18 protein-coding genes are annotated in these 19,970 nt (G+C 53.6%); 7 read left to right on the forward strand and 11 right to left on the reverse strand.

Going from position 1 to position 19,970, the window contains the following annotated elements:
* Position 1: 1 nt before the first annotated feature.
* Entirely contained in the window at positions 2-1,111 is a 1,110-nt protein-coding gene (locus CSR02_RS01645) for a glycosyltransferase family 4 protein (protein WP_099540345.1), read from the forward strand.
* Here CSR02_RS01645 and CSR02_RS01650 read toward each other — a convergent pair.
* Complete coding sequence (locus CSR02_RS01650; protein ID WP_099540385.1) at positions 1,062-2,264, reverse strand: DEAD/DEAH box helicase; 1,203 nt, start codon at positions 2,262-2,264, stop codon at positions 1,062-1,064. The genes CSR02_RS01645 and CSR02_RS01650 overlap by 50 nt on opposite strands.
* Positions 2,265-2,392: 128 nt before the next feature.
* Here CSR02_RS01650 and CSR02_RS01655 point away from each other — a divergent pair, with 128 nt between their 5' ends.
* Positions 2,393-3,424, forward strand: coding sequence for a mitochondrial fission ELM1 family protein (locus tag CSR02_RS01655; RefSeq protein ID WP_099540346.1), 1,032 nt, complete (start codon positions 2,393-2,395; stop codon positions 3,422-3,424).
* 24 nt (positions 3,425-3,448) lie between these two features.
* Here CSR02_RS01655 and CSR02_RS01660 read toward each other — a convergent pair whose 3' ends face one another.
* On the reverse strand, positions 3,449-3,643 hold the full coding sequence (locus CSR02_RS01660; RefSeq protein ID WP_003623125.1) for a hypothetical protein: 195 nt from the start codon (positions 3,641-3,643) through the stop codon (positions 3,449-3,451).
* A 42-nt stretch (positions 3,644-3,685) separates the two neighbouring features.
* Entirely contained in the window at positions 3,686-4,576 is an 891-nt protein-coding gene (gene serB / locus CSR02_RS01665) for a phosphoserine phosphatase SerB (RefSeq protein WP_042787874.1), read from the reverse strand.
* 51 nt (positions 4,577-4,627) lie between these two features.
* Between serB and miaA the strand changes: the two genes are divergently transcribed.
* The 4 genes from miaA (at position 4,628) to ilvC (ending at position 9,148) form a co-directional block, all read left to right on the forward strand.
* Complete coding sequence (miaA, locus tag CSR02_RS01670) at positions 4,628-5,620, forward strand: tRNA (adenosine(37)-N6)-dimethylallyltransferase MiaA (protein ID WP_183172612.1); 993 nt, start codon at positions 4,628-4,630, stop codon at positions 5,618-5,620.
* 14 nt (positions 5,621-5,634) lie between these two features.
* A complete protein-coding gene (gene ilvB, locus CSR02_RS01675; protein ID WP_183172603.1) occupies positions 5,635-7,485 on the forward strand; it encodes a biosynthetic-type acetolactate synthase large subunit in 1,851 nt (616 codons plus the stop codon).
* Between the two features lie 64 nt (positions 7,486-7,549).
* Entirely contained in the window at positions 7,550-8,068 is a 519-nt protein-coding gene (gene ilvN / locus CSR02_RS01680; protein WP_042787766.1) for an acetolactate synthase small subunit, read from the forward strand.
* A 60-nt stretch (positions 8,069-8,128) separates the two neighbouring features.
* Positions 8,129-9,148 carry a ketol-acid reductoisomerase gene (ilvC, locus tag CSR02_RS01685; RefSeq protein WP_026019367.1) on the forward strand — a complete coding sequence of 340 codons (1,020 nt, stop codon included), beginning with the start codon at positions 8,129-8,131 and terminating at the stop codon, positions 9,146-9,148.
* Positions 9,149-9,231: 83 nt separating this feature from the next.
* Here ilvC and CSR02_RS01690 read toward each other — a convergent pair whose 3' ends face one another.
* The 3 genes from CSR02_RS01690 to CSR02_RS16455 are packed head-to-tail and all read right to left on the reverse strand — an operon-like array spanning position 9,232 to position 12,436.
* Complete coding sequence (locus CSR02_RS01690) at positions 9,232-10,224, reverse strand: copper resistance protein B (RefSeq protein ID WP_099540349.1); 993 nt, start codon at positions 10,222-10,224, stop codon at positions 9,232-9,234.
* The gene (locus CSR02_RS01695) at positions 10,221-11,966 is read right to left on the reverse strand and encodes a copper resistance system multicopper oxidase (RefSeq protein WP_099540350.1); all 1,746 of its coding nucleotides are present in this window, start codon (positions 11,964-11,966) and stop codon (positions 10,221-10,223) included. The genes CSR02_RS01690 and CSR02_RS01695 overlap by 4 nt, the downstream gene beginning before the upstream one ends.
* Before the next feature lie 44 nt (positions 11,967-12,010).
* The gene (locus tag CSR02_RS16455) at positions 12,011-12,436 is read right to left on the reverse strand and encodes a hypothetical protein (RefSeq protein WP_167384070.1); all 426 of its coding nucleotides are present in this window, start codon (positions 12,434-12,436) and stop codon (positions 12,011-12,013) included.
* A 123-nt stretch (positions 12,437-12,559) separates the two neighbouring features.
* Here CSR02_RS16455 and CSR02_RS01705 point away from each other — a divergent pair, with 123 nt between their 5' ends.
* Complete coding sequence (locus CSR02_RS01705) at positions 12,560-14,932, forward strand: heavy metal translocating P-type ATPase (protein ID WP_099540351.1); 2,373 nt, start codon at positions 12,560-12,562, stop codon at positions 14,930-14,932.
* Between the two features lie 5 nt (positions 14,933-14,937).
* Here the strand turns inward: CSR02_RS01705 and CSR02_RS01710 are convergent, their stop codons facing one another.
* The 5 genes from CSR02_RS01710 to CSR02_RS01730 are packed head-to-tail and all read right to left on the reverse strand — an operon-like array spanning position 14,938 to position 19,966.
* A complete protein-coding gene (locus CSR02_RS01710) occupies positions 14,938-16,242 on the reverse strand; it encodes a lipoprotein pyruvate-formate lyase (RefSeq protein ID WP_099540352.1) in 1,305 nt (434 codons plus the stop codon).
* A gap of 33 nt (positions 16,243-16,275) precedes the next feature.
* Positions 16,276-16,905 carry a nicotinamidase gene (locus CSR02_RS01715; protein WP_099540353.1) on the reverse strand — a complete coding sequence of 210 codons (630 nt, stop codon included), beginning with the start codon at positions 16,903-16,905 and terminating at the stop codon, positions 16,276-16,278.
* Positions 16,906-16,917: 12 nt separating this feature from the next.
* A complete protein-coding gene (gene gltX / locus CSR02_RS01720; protein WP_099540354.1) occupies positions 16,918-18,246 on the reverse strand; it encodes a glutamate--tRNA ligase in 1,329 nt (442 codons plus the stop codon).
* Between the two features lie 56 nt (positions 18,247-18,302).
* The gene (locus CSR02_RS01725) at positions 18,303-18,722 is read right to left on the reverse strand and encodes a hypothetical protein (RefSeq protein WP_042787758.1); all 420 of its coding nucleotides are present in this window, start codon (positions 18,720-18,722) and stop codon (positions 18,303-18,305) included.
* Positions 18,719-19,966, reverse strand: coding sequence for a nicotinate phosphoribosyltransferase (locus CSR02_RS01730; RefSeq protein ID WP_099540355.1), 1,248 nt, complete (start codon positions 19,964-19,966; stop codon positions 18,719-18,721). Before CSR02_RS01730 ends, CSR02_RS01725 begins: the two co-directional genes overlap by 4 nt.
* Positions 19,967-19,970 lie beyond the last annotated feature (4 nt).

Consider the following 19,970-nt stretch of genomic DNA (forward strand, 5'->3'; position numbering starts at 1 on the left):
CTTGAATGGCATGCGGGTATTTGTTTGGCAGTGGGGGCGTAAAGGCGCAGGCCCACGCATTGCTGTGGAACTTGCCAAAGCCCTGAACACGCTGCCGCATACGTCTGCCATTCTTTCTCTTTCCACAGGGGCGGAGGTGCTCCAGGCAGAACCAAAGCTGCATAATGATGTGCCTGTGCGTACATATAAAAATCTTTCCAGCTTTTTCATGCGCGTGTTGCAGGTTCCGCATCTTTTGCGCGCGCTTAGTGGCATGTTGCGTATTGTTCGGCCAGATGTGGCGATATGTGCCATGCCGGGGCCGCTTGATCTGGTTATGGCTATGGCCCTGCATAAGGCGGGCGTGCCAGTGGTGGTTTTGGTGCATGATGCGGCAGCCCACCCTGGAGATGGTTTTATTGGTCAGATATTTTTGCAACGCCTGCTTATCTGGCTGGCAGATGTTCCGGTTACACTCAGCCAGCATGTGGCTGCCCAGCTTGAACAGCAATGGTGCATGCGTGGGCGGCATGCACTGGTGGCTTTCCATCCCCCGTTTGCGTTTGCCGCACCTTTAAAGGCGCAAGCCATCCCTTTTGCGCATAAAGGGCCTGTCAGGCTGCTTTTTTTTGGGAGATTGCTTTCCTACAAAGGGTTGGATCTTCTTGCGCAAGCTCTTACGGATATGGAAGGAAAAGCACAGTATATCTGCCGCATAGCTGGTTACGGCCCACATAGCCATGAACTGGATCAGCTTGCTGCTTTACCCAATGTGCAGATTGATAACAGATGGGTGCCAGAAGTTCAGGTGCGCCACCTTATTGCATGGGCAGATGCGCTTGTGCTGCCTTATAGAGAGGCAACACAAAGCGGTGTTGGGGCTGCGGCCCTTGCTGCTGGTCGCTGGGTGATTTCAACAGATATCAGCGGTTTGGCAGAACAGTTTGCGGAAGAACCCAATGTGCTGTTTTGCAAGCCTGATGCGCAAAGCCTTGCAGACGTTCTGAAGCAGTTTATAAAAAACCGGCCTGCCATTACGCCAAATGCACAAAGCAGGCAGGAAGCAGAGCAGGCATGGCAGCTTATGGCCGCGCAGATTTTGAACGGCGTGCAGAAGGTTGAGGCATCTTAACCGCAGGAAGCGCCTGTTCGGGGCTGATAATCCGTAGTTTTACCTGTGCGCCAACTTCAATCTGGCGCAGGCTTTTGCGGTCATCCATTGTGCATAATGTCAGGGCAGACCCTTTTTCTCCGCCGCGCCCTGTGCGCCCGATGCGGTGCAGATAGGTTTCTGGCTGGTCTGGCACATCGTAGTTGATAACCTGTTTGACGGAAGGTACATCCAATCCACGGGCCGCAACATCTGTGGCTACCAGAATAAACAGGCGCCCCGATTCAAAACTGGCAACAGTGCTGGTGCGTTTGTCTTGTGTCAGGTCTCCATGCAGCGGTGCTGCTGCAAGACGTGCTTTTTTAAGCATGGCTGCGACTTGGTCTGCTTCGGCTTTGGTACGTGTAAAAACAATGCTGCGCATTTTAGGCGCACGGCTAAAAAATTCCCTGATAAAGGCTGGTTTCTGCGAAGGGTCCAAAAATAGGGCTGCCTGGCGGATAGGGCCGCGTTTTTGAGGGGCTTGTTCAATACAGATTTCAACTGGCTTGTGCAGCAGGCTTAAAAGCGTGGTTTTCAGGCTTTCAGGCTGCGTAGCAGAAAACACCAGCGTTTGCCGCATGGCAGGCAGATAAGAGAGAAGTGTTTCTGTATCTTCCTGAAATTCAGGAGAGAACAGACGGTCTCCCTCATCCAGCACCAGATATCCGCATTCAGAAAGATCACATATCCGGTTGGAAACAAAATCCAGTAGGCGGCCGGGTGTTGCAATCAGAATACGTCGGCCGGTTGCTTGGGCAAGAAAGTCTTCCTGTTCTGCACGATCAGATCCACCATAAAGCGGAACGAGTGTAATGGCCGGCTGCTTCTGGTTCTTTTTGGTTTCTCCCAAACAGGCGCGAAAAACTTTTTCTACCTGCAAAACCAGTTCACGTGTGGGAACCAGCACAAGCACAAAACGTGGCTTGCGGGCTTTCAAAATCTTCTGGCTTAGCGGCAGGGCATAGGCTGCTGTCTTGCCTGTGCCTGTAGGAGCACGTACCAAAACATCCTTCCCATCCAGAATGGCGGGAATGGCAGCTTGTTGCACTGGAGTAGGGGCAGCCATGCCCGCCTGCTGCGCATATGCGCATAATGCTGGATCCAGGCCCAGATCATGGAAATTACCGGACATCGTGTTGCCTTTCTCCTTATCTGGAATGCGCAAACACGCCTTGCACGCTTTCTGTTCCAGCGGCAAGGAGGGAAAGACACAGTAACATCTTTAGTACTCTCCCTTGCGTAGCAGAGGAAAAACGCATCATGGCGCTTGCAGATTACGCCGGAACCCAGAATGGTTCAAATACGCCGCTTTGCGGGCAGCAGGCGGGTCTTGCAGCTTTTGCGGTGGGGGAGGATTTTGCAGGTATGCGCTCGCAGGCCATGGGGCTTGTTATGCGCGCAGGCTGGAATGGCACGTTTCATCCTGTATGCCCAAGCAAATTTGCACGTGTGATGCTGCGCGGTCCACGCTGGATTGGCAAATCCTTCCTGCGTGGAAACGATGGCATGGGGTTGGAAGAAAACCCCGCCTTTGCACAATCCTCCGTAGTGGTGAGTGTTGGTGGAAAAGGTGGGGAAATTGGGGCTGGTTTGCGCAGTTCAAAGCGGCCCGTGGTGCAAATTCAGAACCCGCGCAAAAATCTGTCTCGTTTTGATCTGATTGTTGCCTGCCGGCATGATGATATTGCTGGCCCTAATGTTTTGCTGGGCCGTACGGCACTGCATGGTCTTACGCCAGAAGCGCTGCAACAGGCGCGGGAGTTCTGGCAGCCACAGTTTGCAAAACTGCCACGTCCACTTATTGCGGCCCTTGTTGGTGGATCTAACGGGCGCTTCCATTTTGGTGAGGCAGAAGCACGTCGCCTTGCGCAGGTTCTGGTAGAAACCCTTAAGGCAGAAGGTGGTAGTTTGATTGTCACACCTTCGCGCCGTACAAGTGCTGCGGCCATGAAAGTGCTGACAGCTATAGTAGAAGGTGCGGGCGGCCATGTCTGGAACGGGGAAGGGGAAAACCCCTATGAAGGGCTGATTGCCTGCGCAGATAATCTGATTGTCACAATTGATAGTGTCTCAATGATATCAGAGGCGGTGGCAGGGTGCGCTCCAGTAACAATTTATCCGCTACCGGGGCGTTCTCGCCGGATCAGTGATTTTGTGGAAGAGCTTGAACTGGCAGGACGTGTGCATGTGCTGGAAGATGCAGAAACGCGCCTTCCGGCTCCGTGGCTGGCCCAGACACTGGATGACACACCCTATATTCTTGCAGAACTGCACAAACGGCTTGGTTTTTGATCAATCCATTTGTGCCGTGCAAATTTAGATCCAGATAGACCCAAGCAGAATAAGCGTGCCCACAATAAGGGCCGCCACATGGCGCATGACGTGCTCTGGTGTATCTGGTGGTAAGTTGAGATAAAAGACAAAGCAGTAAGCGACCAACCCACACCCAACAATCACACAGATTGTACGGACGATGGGGTAAGTTGAAATATCACGCGGATCAAACTGCATAATCTTTCTCTTTAATCCTTAAGCCGTCGTGCCAGATATTTGTTAGTTCCTGATAAATGCAGAAGCAGGATACCCCTGCGCAAACAAAACTGTGCGAAGGGAGGTATGATTGATCTGGGCAGCAATTTCCTTACGCACAACCGGCTTGGCATAAAAAGCCATACCAAGCCCGGCCTTGCGCAGCATGGGCAGGTCATTCGCACCATCGCCAATAGCCAATGTGGCCTCTGTGGGCAGATGATGGGTGGTTGTCAGCTTTTCCAGCAGATGCAGTTTTGCATCTGGGCCCAGAACGGGTTGCCCGGTTGCCCCTGTCAGACAGTCTTCTGTATTAAAAAGTAAGGTGTTGGCATGGTTTTCATCAAACCCGCATAAAGCTGCAACCTTGGAGGTAAAAAAGGTAAAACCGCCAGAAACCAACGCTGTATAAGCGCCATGTGCATGCATAGTTTGTACAAGTTCACGCGCACCGGAATTGAGTTTGACATCCTTCCATGCTTTTTCCAGCAAAGAGGCAGGAAGTCCTTTCAATAGGGCGACACGTTCGCGCAGGGATGCCGCAAAATCCAGCTCACCATTCATGGAACGTGCCGTAATGGCCGCTACTTTTTCACCAATGCCAGCATGGGCCGCTACATCATCCAATGTTTCATTGGCAACAATGGTGCTGTCCATGTCGGAAACCAGCAGCTTTTTGCGGCGTGTGGCGGTATGGGTCAACACCATATCTATGGGTAGGGTATTCAGCGCTTCCCGCACGGTTGGCAGCTTGCTGGCGGCACTTTCCGTACAGGGGAGATCAACTGCCTCCCCAGCAGAAAGCACGGTGGCTTCTGCAGTGGTGGCCAGAATGTCGCGCACCAGTGCAATGGTGGCGGTATCAAGGGTGGTTGCCTCACGTTGGGCAACAAGGGTCAGAACAAGGCTCGTCATGGCAAAGGGGTGTGTGGCAGGAATGCAGGCATGAGGCAAGCAGAACACCATATGGGCAGACTTGCGGATACGTCCGCCAGACTACCACCAGCACTTATAGTGGCTGGGCCAACATGTTCCGGTAAATCCGCGCTGGCGCTGGCGCTGGCGTGCAGATTGAACGGTGAGATTATTAATGCCGATTCCATGCAGGTTTATAAGGACCTTCATGTTCTAACGGCACGCCCCAATGCGCAAGATGAGCGGCTGGCACAGCATAGATTATACGGTGTGCTGCCGGCAGAGGAAAAAGGCAGTGTGGCCTGGTGGCGCGAGCAGGCTTTGGCTTGCATGTGCCGGGCTTGGGCACAAAACCGCCTGCCAATTTTGTGTGGGGGCACAGGTATGTACCTGCACGCCTTAACAAATGGCCTGGCCATTATTCCCGATAGCGGAGAAGAAGCACGGCAGGAGGCCCGCCAGAGTGTTGCGCAATATGGCGCACCTGCTTTGCATGCACGCTTGATGGAGGTGGACCCTGAAACAGCCAGCCGCCTGAGGCCAGTGGATTCCCAGCGTGTCTCACGCGCGTGGGAGGTCTGGCGTGGCACGGGGCATGGTCTGACATGGTGGCACAAACAACCCGGCTTACCGCCTGCAGCCTGCCGGTTTGTGGCTGTGCGTTTGAACCCGGAGCGCGCAGAGCTGCGGGCGCGTATTGCCACAAGGTTTGAGAACATGCTGCGCAATGGCGCTGTGGCGGAAGTGCGGGCCCTACTTGCCCGAAAACTGGATACTAGCCTGCCAGCCATGCGGGCGCATGGTGTGCCAGAGCTTTCCGCCATGTTGCGTGGAGAAATAACAGAGCAGGAAGCCGCACAGCGGGCCGTGCAGGCCACGGGCCGTTACACAAAGCGGCAGGCAACGTGGTTTGCGCACCACAATCTGGCAAAAAATGGTTTGGAATGCACAGTTGATGCATCTTTTTCTGATTTTGCGCAATTTTCGGAAAGAAAATACGAAGAAATTGTATCTTTCGTTCTTTCCGGGATTGACGCCTCCTGATTCGGGGCCTAAAGATGCCGCCTGTCCCATTTCCGGGAAGAGAGGATGACATGACACTCAAAACTGCTTCGGCACCATCAGACGCACGGAACACACCAGCTCTTTCTGGTGCGGAAGTCCTTATGCGCGCGTTGGCCGAAGAAGGAGTGGAAGTTATTTTCGGGTATCCGGGTGGGGCGGTCCTGCCTATTTATGATGCTCTGTTTAAGCAAAAGCAGATTCGGCACGTGTTGGTAAGGCATGAGCAGGCGGCTGTTCATGCAGCAGAGGCATATGCACGCTCTACCGGCAAGGTGGGGGTTGTGTTGGTTACCAGTGGTCCGGGCGCTACAAATGCCGTAACTGGCCTGTTGGACGCCATGATGGATTCCATCCCGCTGGTGTGCCTTTCCGGGCAGGTGCCAACAAGCCTGATTGGCAATGATGCGTTTCAGGAAGCAGATACCACCGGTATTACGCGGCCCGTCACCAAATACAATTACTTGGTGCGCAAGCCTGAAGATCTGGCCCCAACAGTGCATGAGGCTTTTGCCATTGCACGTTCAGGCCGCCCCGGCCCAGTGCTGATTGATCTGCCCAAGAACATCACGGTAGGAGATGCGCCTTATGTAGGCGCCAAGGACATTACCCCCCGTACGGAAAGAACCCAGACCAAGCCGGACAGAGATACTGTGGCGCGCGCCGTAAAGGCTATGAAAAATGCCAAGCGCCCGCTGTTTTATACGGGTGGTGGCATCATCAATTCCGGCCCGCAGGCCAGTGAAGCCCTGCGCAAATTGGTGAAGATGACGGGCTTTCCCATCACGTCTACGCTGATGGGGCTTGGCGCTTATCCGGGCACGGATTCCCAATTTCTGGGTATGTTGGGGATGCACGGCACCTATGAAGCCAATTTGGCCACGCATGATTGCGATGTGCTGATTGCGCTGGGCAGCCGGTTTGATGACCGTGTAACCGGGCGTGTGGATGCGTTTTCTCCCACATCCTTCAAAATTCACGCGGATATTGATCCGGCACAGATCAACAAGATCATCCACGTAGATGAAGCCATTATTGGTGATGTGGGTGAAACTATCGCCATGATGATTGAGGAATGGGAAAAAGAACCCGCCTATAACCATCAGAAGGAACTGGCTGCGTGGTGGCACCAGATTGATGCATGGCGCGCGCTGGATTGCTTGCGCTTTACGCAGGATCAGGCGCCAGATGCGGTTATCAAGCCCCAGCAGGCTATCCGCCGTATTTATGAACTGGCGCGTGAAACCGGGCGGGATACATATGTTTCAACCGAAGTTGGGCAGCATCAGATGTGGGCTGCGCAGTTCTTCCGGTTTGATCATCCCAACCGTTGGCTGACATCTGGTGGCCTTGGCACCATGGGTTATGGCTTGCCAGCCGCTGTTGGTGCACAGATTGCCCACCCAGATGCATTGGTGATGGATATTGCCGGTGAGGCTTCTACCTTGATGAATATTCAGGAACTGGGCACCATTGCGCAGTATCGCCTGCCGGTAAAAATCTTCATTATCAACAACCACTATATGGGCATGGTGCGCCAGTGGCAGGAACTGCTACATGGCTCGCGCTATTCTGAAAGTTACAGTGATGCTCTGCCAGATTTTGTAAAGTTGGCAGAAAGCTTCCATGCTACAGGCATGCGCGTAACGCAGCTAAGCCAACTGGATGACACTATCCGGAAAGCACTTGCACATGATGGCCCTGTGATTGTGGATATCTGCGTGGCGGAAGGTGAAAACTGCTTCCCCATGATTCCATCGGGTGCTGCCCATAATGAAATGATTTTGGGGCCAGAGCAGGCAGAAAGTGGCGCCAAAATTACCAAGGAAGGGCAGATGCTGGTCTGAGACTGGTTGGGTTTTCTTTCTCACCTAGTTTCTTCTCCCAGTCTGATTTCAGGATAAACTGACAATGCAGCAGGAAATTTCCGGTTCTGCCGTTATCTCTCTCTTGGTGGATAATGAAAGCGGCGCACTGGCCCGTATTGTTGAGCTGTTTTCTGGCCGTGGATACAACATCCAAAGCCTGACAGTGGCCCCGGTTGATGAAAACCAGGCCACTTCCCGCGTAAATGTGGTGACAACCGGCACACCCTCCGCCATCCGCCAGATTCGTGCGCAAATTGCGCGTGTGGTGCCTGTATCTCGCGTGGTAGATCTTACGGCAGAAGGCCCGTATGTGGCGCGGGAAATGGCGTTGGTGAAAGTGGTTTCCTCTGGCGAGCCACGTACAGAAGCTCTGCGAATTGCACAGGCATTTCGTGCACGGGCGGTGGACACCACGGCAAGTTCTTTTGTGTTTGAACTGACTGGCTCTACCGAAAAGCTGGACAGTTTTATCGAGCTGATGCGTCCGCTTGGGCTGGCTGAGGTTTCGCGCACAGGCGTGGCCTCCATTTGCCGCGGACCGCAGACCATTCAGAGCATCTGAAGTAACAGATAAAGCCGGAAAGGCTATTCCGGCTTGCTAAAAGGAGCAAAAACCATGGCAATGCGCGTGTATTACGACCGTGACGCCGATGTGAATCTGATTAAATCCAAAAAGGTTGCCATTATTGGTTACGGCAGCCAGGGCCATGCCCACGCTAATAACCTGAAGGACAGCGGCGTGAAAGAGGTCGTGATCGGCCTGCGCGAAAGCTCCTCAGCAGTTGAAAAAGCCAAAGCTGCGGGCTTTACCGTGATGACCCCGGACAAAGCTGCCGCATGGGCAGATGTTGTTATGGTGCTGACGCCAGATGAAGGCCAGGGCGCACTGTACAAAGAATCTCTGGAAAAGAACCTGAAGCAGGGTGCCGCTCTGGCATTTGCGCATGGTCTGTCCATCCACTTCCGCCTGATTGAAGCACGTCCTGATCTGGATGTGTTCCTGATTGCACCTAAAGGTCCTGGCCACACCGTGCGTTCCGAATATCAGCGTGGCGGCGGCGTACCCTGTCTGGTTGCTATTGCGCAGGATAAGTCTGGCAAGGCTCTGGACATCGCTCTGTCCTATGCTTCTGCCATTGGTGGTGGCCGCGCTGGCACGATCGAAACCTCCTTCAAGGAAGAAGTTGAAACCGATCTGTTTGGTGAACAGGCAGTTTTGTGCGGCGGTCTGGTTGAACTGATCCGCGCTGGTTTTGAAACGCTGGTTGAAGGTGGTTACGCACCAGAAATGGCATATTTTGAATGCCTGCACGAAATGAAGCTGATCGTGGATCTGATTTACGAAGGCGGCATTGCCAACATGAACTACTCCATCTCCAATACAGCGGAATATGGTGAATACGTGTCTGGCCCGCGCGTGATTACGCCGGAAACTAAAAAAGCCATGAAGGGTATCCTGACGGACATCCAGAACGGTACGTTCGTGCGTAACTTTGTGCTGGAAAACCAGTCTGGCAACGTGTTCTTCAAAGCAACGCGTGCTCGTAACGATGCCCACCAGATTGAAGCCGTTGGTGAAAAACTGCGTGGCATGATGCCGTGGATTGCAAAATCCCGTCTGGTTGACAAAACCAAGAACTAATTCAGTTCTGGCGTTAGCCGTAGCAAAAAGCCCTGCCACCAAATGTGTGGCAGGGCTTTTTCTATTTAGGGGTTATCGTAAGGTTAAAACCACGAGCGAATGCCAAAGGTAAAACGTAAATCCTCTGGCCCATTTTCTGCCATGCGTGTGGTGTTTCTGGGCATGCTGGCAGTGCTGCCATAATGCCCGGCATAGGTAACAGCAATATAAGGGGCAATCTGGCGTTTGAACTCATAGCGCAGGCGCAAACCTGCATCTATGTCAGAAAAACCTCGGCTGACACCACGTTCAGGGTCTGCATGAGAATAGAAGTTCAACTCGGCCTGTGGCTGTAAAATCAGGCGGTTGGTGATCAGAAAATCGTAAGAGCCTTCCAGTTTGCCAGCTACACCTGTGTTGTTGAAATACGCCGTGGCAGAGACATCAAAAAAGTAAAGTGCCAGCCCTTGCACACCTACAGCGCCCCATGCGCGGGTAGGGCCGCTATCTACATCCAGCCGGATGCCCGCCTGTACATCAAAGTAGGTGGAAATGGCACGATCATAAAAGAACTCATGATCACCATCTGAAAATCGGCGGTGACCATCAAGCACACCTTCAGATTTCATCCAGAACTTATTGTAATCCGTGCCAAACCATGCCTGGCCAGAATAGCGGAACAGGCTGTTGCCCGGTGTATATCGGCCTTCAAACTGTTCCAAAAGAGCATGGAAATATGTGTTGTGGTCCATAACCGGATGAATGTGCTGCACATAATGCACTTTTGGCACCGGTGGGGGTGTTGCCGGCCACTGGGCACTTGGCGTTAAGGGAGGGTAGGCAGAAGGGTTTAATAGAGTGCTTTTGTTGTGCGCGGTGGTTTGCGCAGCATGATGCGCAGATGATGCGCCAGACGGAGGCTTGGGTTTGGCTGGCATGTCCATGTCGCCCATATCCATATCATCCATGCCTTCCATACTGGCATGGTTCATGGATGCCGCTTTGGTCTGCGGCGTAACCATAGATGCCATAAGCAGAGCCGATACGCACAAAAGCAAAAAACGGGAAAAGTATTGGCGGTTCAAACATGTTTTCATGACACCACCACTGTGCGGAACATACCTAAATCCATGTGGTAAAGCAGGTGGCAGTGAAAAGCCCATAAACCCGGTGTATCGGCAGAAACCAGATAGCTCAGCTTTCCACCCGGTTGCACAATAATGGTGTGTTTTACCGGGTTGTACAGGCCGTTCCCGTTTTCCAGCTCGCTCCACAAACCATGCAGATGGATGGGGTGTTCCATCATGGTGTCATTTATCAGGGTAAAGCGCACCCGTTCACCCAAACGAAGTGGGATTGGCGTGGCTTCCGAGAATTTTTTGCCATCAAATCCCCAGATATAACGCTCCATGTTGCCGGTAAGATGCAACGTGATCTCGCGCGATGGTGGGCGTTGATCTGTGGCAGGATGGGTGGCGCGGAGGTCTGCATATGTCAGAACCTTTCGGCCGTTGTTCTGTAAGCCATCACCGGGGTCTGCCAGCCGGTTGATGGGCATGGCTGCACGATTCTGGTTTTCTACATTCAAAGGGGGCGCATGTGTTTTGGCTGGCTGATGCATGGGCATGTTATGCATATCCATGCCGCCCATATTGTGCCCTTCATGCATGGCCATGCCCATATCCACCATGGTGCGCACGGGCCGTTCATCCATGGGGGGAACAGGTGCGCTCATGCCGGAATGGGGGGCAAGCGTGCCGCGGGCATAACCCGTTCTATCCTCACTTTGGGCAAAAATGGTGTAGGCTTGGTTGCCTTGAGGTTGCACAATGCAATCATACGTTTCAGCCACACCAATGCGGAATTCATCTACCCGCACGGGTTCAACATTATTTCCATCCGCCTGAATGATATCCATCTGGAGGCTAGGAATACGGATATCGTAAAAGGTCATGGCGGAGGCATTGATAAACCGCAGCCTGATGCGTTCACCGGGTTTAAAAATACCGGTCCAGTTGGCAGCAGGGGCGCAGCCGTTCATCAGATAGGTGTAGATAATGCCGCTTACGTCTGAAATATCTGTAGCGGACATGTTCATGCCAGCCCATTGCATGCGGTCTTTTAAGGTCGGCCATACACCAGATTTCTTGGCATCATGAAAGAATGACACTGCTGTGCGTTGCCGAAAATTATAATAGTCATCCTGAAACTTCAGCTTGTTGATGATGGTGTGGGGTGCCACATCAGACCAATCTGAAAGTAGGATGACGTAATCCCGGTCATAGCTATTGGGGTCTGGCTCCTTGGGGTCAATCACAATGGCCCCGTACAACCCCATGGCTTCCTGCATGTTGGAGTGGCTGTGATACCAGTATGTGCCACTCTGTTTTACGGGAAAGCGATAGGTAAAGCGTGCGCCGGGCTCAATTCCGGCAAAGCTTAGCCCCGGCACGCCATCCATATGTGCTGGGCATCGGATACCATGCCAGTGGATGGAGGTTGTTTCATCCAATGTATTATGGATGTTCAGGCTCAGGTCATCGCCTTCGCGCCAGCGCAGGATAGGGCCGGGCACGCCGCCATTCATGGTGGGGACGCGTTGCGGCTTACCCAGAATATGAACGTTCGCCCAACCGATCGTCAGGTCAAAACTGTTGCTGGCATCTTGGGGAACAATGCCGGACGTATGGGAAAAGGCACAAGCTTGTTTGGGTGGCCGCAAGGCATACAGGGCCGTCAATGCGCTGCCACCAGTGATAAACTGCCGACGAGACACATTTCTCCCTTTCAAGGCAGGGGGAATATGCATGGTAAATATCCATTCTGCATAACGCTGCACGTTTGTAAGAACGCACAGACAGACTGATTAAAACGTATGAAAAATCAGGCGTTATGCAGTTTGGGTGGCCTTAGCAGGGGGGCTGCGGCGTAATCTGGCAAAAACAGAACAGTCCTGCGCAGTTGGTGCGCCGGTGTTTGCCATGCAGCTTCGGGCATATGTGTATAAGGCTGAAGCACAGAAAGCCCTGAAGCAAAGCAATCCTGTTGGCAACACTGTTGCTGATGATGATGCGCATGGTTTTGCAATGCACAATGTGCCGCATGTGCCGGTGCAGCAGGGTGCGCCATAGGCATGTTCATGGCTGTATGAGGATGGCATTCGGCAGAGTGTGCCCCAGTGTGCCAAGCAGTCATGGTATGGGCAGATGCCAATGCCTTGCCCGGCAGCAGCGCATGCAAGCCTACCAGCACTGCCATAAAAAGCAGGCCGCCCAGAATTTTTCTGAAAGGCAGGATGCGATCCATCATCTCGCCACCATATCTGCAATGTGTATATGAGAGCAAGAAAATGTCCTGCACAGCAGGAAGTCGTATCATAGTGGTTTTCTGATGCGGTGCGCAGGCGTGGCAGTTACAGGCGGAGTAGGGTGAATGAGCCAGACAATAAGTTTCCCGGTGGAAGGGATGTCCTGCGCCGCATGTGCTGCCCGGTTGGAAAAGGTGCTCAACAGGCTAGAGGGCGTGCAGGCCTCGGTCAATTTTGCAACATCCAAAGCGCAGGTTGATCTGGTTGCAGGCACAAGCACTGTTGCAGATGTGCTTGGTGCAGTTGCCAAGGCTGGCTTTGGGGCACAGACATCCAGCGTGGATCTGGCGCTAACAGGGCTTTCCTGCGCAGGTTGTGCCGGACGGGTGGAAAAGGTGCTGAATGCCCTGCCATCCGTGCATGCAAACGTCAATCTGGCCACAGAACGCGCACACGTAACTTTCGTGCCCGGTGTGGTGGATGCCCCGGCGCTTATAGCTGCGGTGGAAAAAGCCGGATATGGCGCAAGTGTCTTTCAACAAAAAACAGCGGAAGAGGCCAAGTACCAGCGTCAGAAGGAATGGCGTGTAGCTCTTGCGGGTTTTGTGTTGGCAGCAATTCTAAGCCTGCCATTTCTGTTGGAAATGGTGGGCATGATGGTGGGAGCACACCATGCGGTTATGTTGCCGCTATCGGTGCAGCTTATTCTGGCCACTGTGGTGCAGTTTTGGTGTGGCCGTTCCTTTTATGCCGGTGCATGGCACGCATTGCGTAGTGGTGCAGCCACCATGGATGTGCTGGTGGTTTTGGGCACCAGTATTGCCTATGGCTTCAGCGCGGTTGTGGTGCTGTTCGGGCTGGATCAGCCGGTTTATTTTGAGGCCAGCGCATTGGTGATTACGCTGGTGTTGCTAGGGCGTTTGCTGGAGGCTCGCGCCAAGGCGCGGGCCGGAGCTGGGATGGAAAGCCTGTTGCGGCTTCAGCCCAGAACGGCACATGTTGAACGAGCCGGGCAGATAACAGATGAGCCCGTAGAACAACTGCAAGTGGGCAACGTGTTTCTGGTGCGCCCCGGTGAGAATGTTCCGGTAGATGGTGTGGTGCTTTCCGGTGAATCAGACGTGAACGAGGCCATGCTGACAGGGGAGAGCGTGCCCGTTGCCAAGCAGGCCGGAGCCAACGTGTTTGCTGGCACACTAAACCAGACCGGCGCCTTGCGTGCCAAGGTGACCGGAACAGGTGGGCAAACGGTTCTGGCTGGCATTGTGCACATGGTGGAACAGGCACAGGGTAGCAAAGCCAGCGTGCAACGGTTGGCAGATAAAGTGGCATCGGTTTTTGTGCCGGTCGTGCTGGCACTGGCAGTGCTGACATTTGCTACAGGCTGGCTGCTGACAGGCGTGTGGGACCAGAGCCTTGTGAACGCTATTTCAGTATTGGTCATTGCCTGCCCATGCTCGCTGGGGTTGGCCACGCCTACAGCCATTATGGTGGGCACAGGGTTGGGCGCACGGGCAGGGATCTTGTTCCGTAACGCAGATGCACTGGAGCAGACACGCAAGCTCACAACCCTTGTGGTGGATAAAACAGGCACTTTAACCCAAGGGCAGCCCGCAGTTGTGGATGTTCGGTTTACAGTGCACGAAACGGCACAAAACACACTTGCTCTGGCATATGCGTTGGAAAGCCAGTCCGAACATCCATTGGCGCGTGCTGTTGTCAATTATGCCCGTGCACAGGGTATAACGGCAGCAGAAATATCTGGCTTTCAGGCAGTGCCGGGGCAGGGCGTTGGGGCGGAATATCAGGGGCAATCCATTGCATTGGGTTCTCCTGCATATCTGGGCACGCTTGGCTGTGAGATAGATGATGAACTAACCCAAAGCTGGCAGCAGCAGGGGCGTACGGTTGTGGGGGTGGCACAGGGGCAGAGTGTACGGGCATGGTTTGCGCTGGCAGATCAAATTCGCCCAGAAGCGCAAGCGGCCATAGCCGCTTTGCAGCAGCAGGGCTTAGATGTTGTGATGTTAACAGGGGATAATGCCCGTGTTGCTCAGGCCGTGGCTCAGCAGGTTGGTATAAAAACTGTTATTGCTGGCGTGCTGCCAGATGGCAAAGCTGCCGAAATTCGTAAACTGAAAGCGCAGGGAAAATGCGTGGGCATGGTGGGTGATGGCATTAATGATGCCCCAGCCCTGGCCTCGGCCGATGTTGGGTTTGCTATAGGTGCCGGTGCGGATATTGCACTGGAAACAGCCGATGTGGTGCTGATGCGCAGCAACCTGATGGCCTTGGTAGATGCGCTTTCTCTTTCACGCGCCACGGTTTCCAAAATATGGCAAAATCTGTTTTTTGCCTTTATTTACAATATTCTTGGTCTGCCTTTGGCGGCCCTTGGCAAGTTGGACCCCGTTCTGGCAGGGGCCGCCATGGCAATGAGCTCTGTTTCGGTTGTTAGCAACTCCCTGTTGCTGAACCGATGGAAGCCCAAATCCTGATATCATCAGGTCGGCAGGGAGGAATTGGTTTCTCCCAACAGAATGCTGCCTTCTTCTGGCAACCATTCCCCTGTGTTTTCATCACGCCCTTGCAGATAAAACCGGCGCGGTGTGGTTCCTGAAGCTGATTGTGCGGCTTTTTGCAGGAATTTCTGCATGGGGGCGGATTGTTTGCGGTTAATCAGACAGTTTAGCTTGGTTTCAGGAAAAGCTTCCAGCATATGGGCCGAGCAGTCTTCCCCCGCAAAAATCATTAAAGGGGGCATCTGCCGTTTTGCGACAAAATATTTGTGAATAAGGGCCGTTTTGCCCGCATCTGCCGGAAAGGGATAATGGGAGACCTCGGTAGAAAGCAGAATTTTTTTATGCTCGGCTAACCGTGCCCCAAAAACATGCTCACGCGGCAGATTGTATCCATATTCTGCCGACGTGGCGAAAAGTGCGGTAATATCCTCCATGCCGGAGGTGCAGATAACCGGGTCTATGCCGTGTTCTTGCAATATCTGGAACAGATTGGCCATTTCTGGTGTGAGTCGCAGGGCCTGTACAACTTTGGCGGCCACGGGGCCAGCCTTGCCAGGGCGCTCTGCCGGGCATTCCCATGTTTGCTGGGTAATGGAAGCCCCAAGGCACCATTCATTTGCTGCACGGCTAAGGGCAATAACATCTGCTGCCGTTTGCCCTGCCACCAGCCGTATCATCCAGCGTTGCGCGGCTTCTGGCCCATGTAATGCGGCAACAGCCTGTTGGCAAAAGGCCATCCTGGCCCGAAAAGCCTGAAGCGTAACATCTTTTGCAAGCACATCTGTAGGCAATGGATGTGGCATATGTCCGTAACGGGCAGCAAGCGCACGGTAATCTTCTATCAGATCATCCACCAGCACCGGAAAGGAAACCGGCTTTCCGCCCATGTTCATAAATGGCGCAGGTAAGGGATGTGCAAATGCATGTACGTGGATGAGATGCCGGAATTCATCCGCACGCATCAGAAAACTGAAGTGTTCCAGCATGTAAAGGAACAGTGTTTCCTGCACATCGCCCACAATGGCTGTATTGTTCCAGTCTACCACCACATAGGGGCGGCGTTGTGGATTATAGGTGGTGGAATATTGCCCGTTGGCATTGATAACGGTCTGAATGGCCTTATGCACATGCGGGGCCCATTTAAGGGTTTCCAGCATAGGCGGTTCGCGTTCCATCAATTCGGGAATGGATGTTGCCTGTGCCGTAATGGGAAGACCAGCCAGTGCAGAAACGCCCATGCCAGCACAGCCAAGACCAAAACGACGACGGGAAAAACTGTTACGCATGAAAACCTCTGGCTGGTTTGCGTAGAATCTAAATCAGCGTGTTGGGGAAGGTGTATGTAATTGTAAACCAGAACATAGCAAAATGCCTTTTTCCTGACATGCCATGAGCGTTGGGGCCGGGTTAGTTTTCAGGCCTTTGCTGGCATCTGTCAGTAGTACAGTCTTGTAACCTGCTTTTTGTGCATCCATGGCTGTGGCCTTTACACAATATTCCAATGCCAAACCGCAGACAAAAACACGCGTGACGCCATGTTGCTTTAAAATTGTATCCAGCAAGAGGCCGGAGTTTGTTCTGGCTTCAAAAGCAGAATAACTGTCCTGATGGGCCTGCGTACCTTTAAACACGTGCTGGATATGGTCCGGCAAATGTAAACCTAGGGGGAAATCCGCTCCATACGTATGGGCTACGCAATGCGGAGGCCACAGACCATTGTGATGATTGGTTTTGAAAGACGCATGTTCAGGCGGGTGCCAGTCCTGCGAGGTTACAATCAACCCAAAGGGCAGATGCGCTAACTGATTGATAACTGGCAGAATAGCAGTGCCATGCGGCACGGGCAGGGCACCGCCCGGTAGAAAATCATTCTGCACATCCACTACAATCAGCGCATCCTCTTTGCCCAGCATAAGAGCAGACGAGGAAAGCGCTGAGTGTAATGGCATGCGTATTATTCTCTATGCAGAAGGTTGCAGCCGGGCCAAGGCGCGGGTGCGGCCAATTAACGGCAAAAGATCCCGCAGTTCAGGCCCTTGTTCTTCACCTGTCAGAGCCAGACGGAGCGGATGATACAGGGCTTTGCCAGAACGCCCTGTTTTTTCACGCACAGTGGTTGTCCATGTCTTCCACGTGGTTTCATCCCACGGTTCAGGGGGCAACAGGCTGGCGGCTTCCTTCAGGAAGTCATCCTCACCTTCCTGCACGGGGGGGATGATGTCTCCATCTGTGACATTATGCCATAGGCGTGCTTCTGAAAGCAGTTCGATATTTCCACGGATAGCCAGCCAAAAGGCTTCTGTTGCACCTTTGGGTAATCTGTCTGCCACATCTGCATAGGGTGTTTGGGCCAACAGCTTATGATTGAGGGAAAGGAGCTGGCGGGTATCAAACCGTGCGGCAGAGCGGGAGATATGGGAGATATCGTATATCTTGGCCTGCTCATCAAACGGAAGTAGCACAGGATCATCCGAACTGCCCAAACGGGCAAGGTAGGAGATAAGGGCTGTTGCTTCTACGCCATCCTGCCGGAATGTGCGCAGGGAGCATGCATCAAACCGTTTGGAAAGTTTGCCGCCGTTTTCATCCAGCAGCAGCGGGAGATGGGCAAAACGGAAATGATCAGGGTGCGCACCAAGGGCCTGGGCAATATCTATCTGCACGCCAGTATTGGTTACGTGGTCTTCCCCACGGATAATATGGGTAATGCCTGTTTCCAGATCATCCACCACAGAGGCCAGTGTGTACAGCACTGTGCCATCTGTACGCACCAAAACGGGGTCTGACACAGATGGCAGCTTAACCTGGCAATCTCCCATCACCATATCGCGCCAGCGCACGGTGGTGTTGGACAGCTTGAAGCGCCAGTAAGGCACCTTGCCGTTTGCTTCAGCCTGTGCACGCTGTTGGGGAGTCATTTTCAGCATGGCGCGGTCATAAACCGGGGCGCGGCGCTGGCGGATCTGTGTTTCGCGCTTGGCGGCCAGTTCCTGCTCGCTTTCAAAGCAGGGGTAAAGATGGCCAGAAGCCTTCAGCTTCTCAATAGCCGCAGCGTAGCGGTCCAGCCGTTCTGTCTGCCGGAAGGTTTCATCCCACTGAATGCCCATCCAGTGCAGATCTTTCTGGATAGCTTCCACCAGCTCCTCGCGGGAGCGGCCGATGTCCGTATCATCAATACGAAGTTGGAATTGGCCACCGTAGCGGCGGGCGTAAAGGGCATTGGCAAGTGCCTGACGGGCATTGCCAACATGCAGGAGGCCGGTAGGGCTGGGAGCAAAACGGAGTTTCATGACAGAAGCTTATGGCGCGAATGAACAGGAAATGCCAGCCACAGCGTTATGCTGTGTTAGTGCTGGTGGCCGCCATTATCGGCATCGTCTGTCGTGCCGTAAAGGTCTGTCAGGTCTTCATTATCTTCAACCAGCCGGCGTGGGTCCAGCGCACGCCAGTCTCGTTCCATTGGTGTTGCGCGGTGGGCTGTAAAATCATCCAGCTCATTGGCAGAATGCCAGCCATCTTCGCCTGCATCCAGCACAACGGCGTCCTCACCAAAGCTGAACCATGTTGTCAGCACATCTTTGGCGCTGGCGCCGGGGGTGCGGCAGCGTTCCACACTGTCGCGCACATAGGCGCGGGCAAAGGCGTTGGCGTGGGCCAGATCATGAAAAACACCAACATCTTCCACAATGTTATCTTCCGCACCGCCAGAAAGATCCAAAATGCGAACTTTCCATGTTTTGTCTTCAGTATCGGTTTTTTCGGTCATGACTGTTCGCCCTTGGTGGTTTTGCGGAAGGAGGGAAGAAGGAATTCCCGCCCGATTTTTACCCGTTCAACGCCGTTGTAGGAGACAATATCGGCTGTGGCGTAGGTTTCGTTCCATAGCTCAGGAATAAAGGAGCCTGTGCCAACAACATCAACAGGGGCGTGTGCATCCGCCATGCAGGCGCATTTGGTTACGCCAAAGCCGGAAGACGCAATAATTTTAACGTGCTGGAATCCGGCGTTATCCAGCTCTTCGCGCATTTTCCAGATAGCTGCGGCAGAAACACCTGTGCCAATCAGATAACGCAGTTCTTTATCAGAACGGTAACGGCGCAGTGCTTCAGGCGCATGACGGTTGACCACCGCATAGGATTCTTGCGGGTTCAGCCCCTGCATAAAGCGCCCGCCATGTGTATCCAGCCTTACAGCCAACCGGCCTTCTGCCGCTAGTTTGGGGAAGCGGTTGCAAACAGCCAGCGCATCCGTAATTTCTTGCCCAAAGTAATCGACCAGTACTACCAGATCAGTATGGGGAAATTCTGCGTGAAACATTTCGGCAGCACGTACGGTAGAGCCCGCATACCCAATTAAAGCATGCGGCATGGTGCCTGCACCGTGCTTGCTTCCAAAAAAGGGTGCTACGGCATCATTGGCGGTGCCTACAAACCCGATAGCTCCGTTTTCCTGCGCTGCACGCCCACCAACTGAAGCTGCATAGGCCATCAGTTCCTGCATTTCATACCCAGCACAGTGGCGGGCATCCATGGCCAGAAAGCGGGTATGCGGCAAGGAAAGCGCCATCTGATAAGCCCGATGCGCGGCAACGCATGGGCTGCCGAGTTTTTGCAGCAGCAGTGTTTCCAAGTCAGCCAGATGCGTAAAGGAGCCTGTTATATAAACTAAGGGCTCACCAGCACCTACCCATTCCCCTTCAGGGTGAAGCACATCCAGCGTGTAGGAGGCCTGGCGCTGAGCCATAACGTTTTTAAGCCATTCCAGCATCAACCCCGGCGCGGAAATAACCGGACGGCGGATAAAGAAGGCGTATGTTACCTCACAATCTCCAAACCGGCTCACAATCTGGCGGGTGCGATTGAAGTAGGAATCTGTGCGCGCGTGAATTTCCGCATCACTAAGCGGTGCTGCGGTGCCGGCGGAACAGACGCCAGCTGAAGGTTTGAAGGAGGAATGCGTCATCCTGATCTGCTCTTTCTGCCATTGGGGCTGCAGGGATGATGGGAACAACGGG

The organism is Acetobacter pomorum (assembly GCF_002738225.1).
GTDB classification, from domain to species: domain Bacteria; phylum Pseudomonadota; class Alphaproteobacteria; order Acetobacterales; family Acetobacteraceae; genus Acetobacter; species Acetobacter pomorum.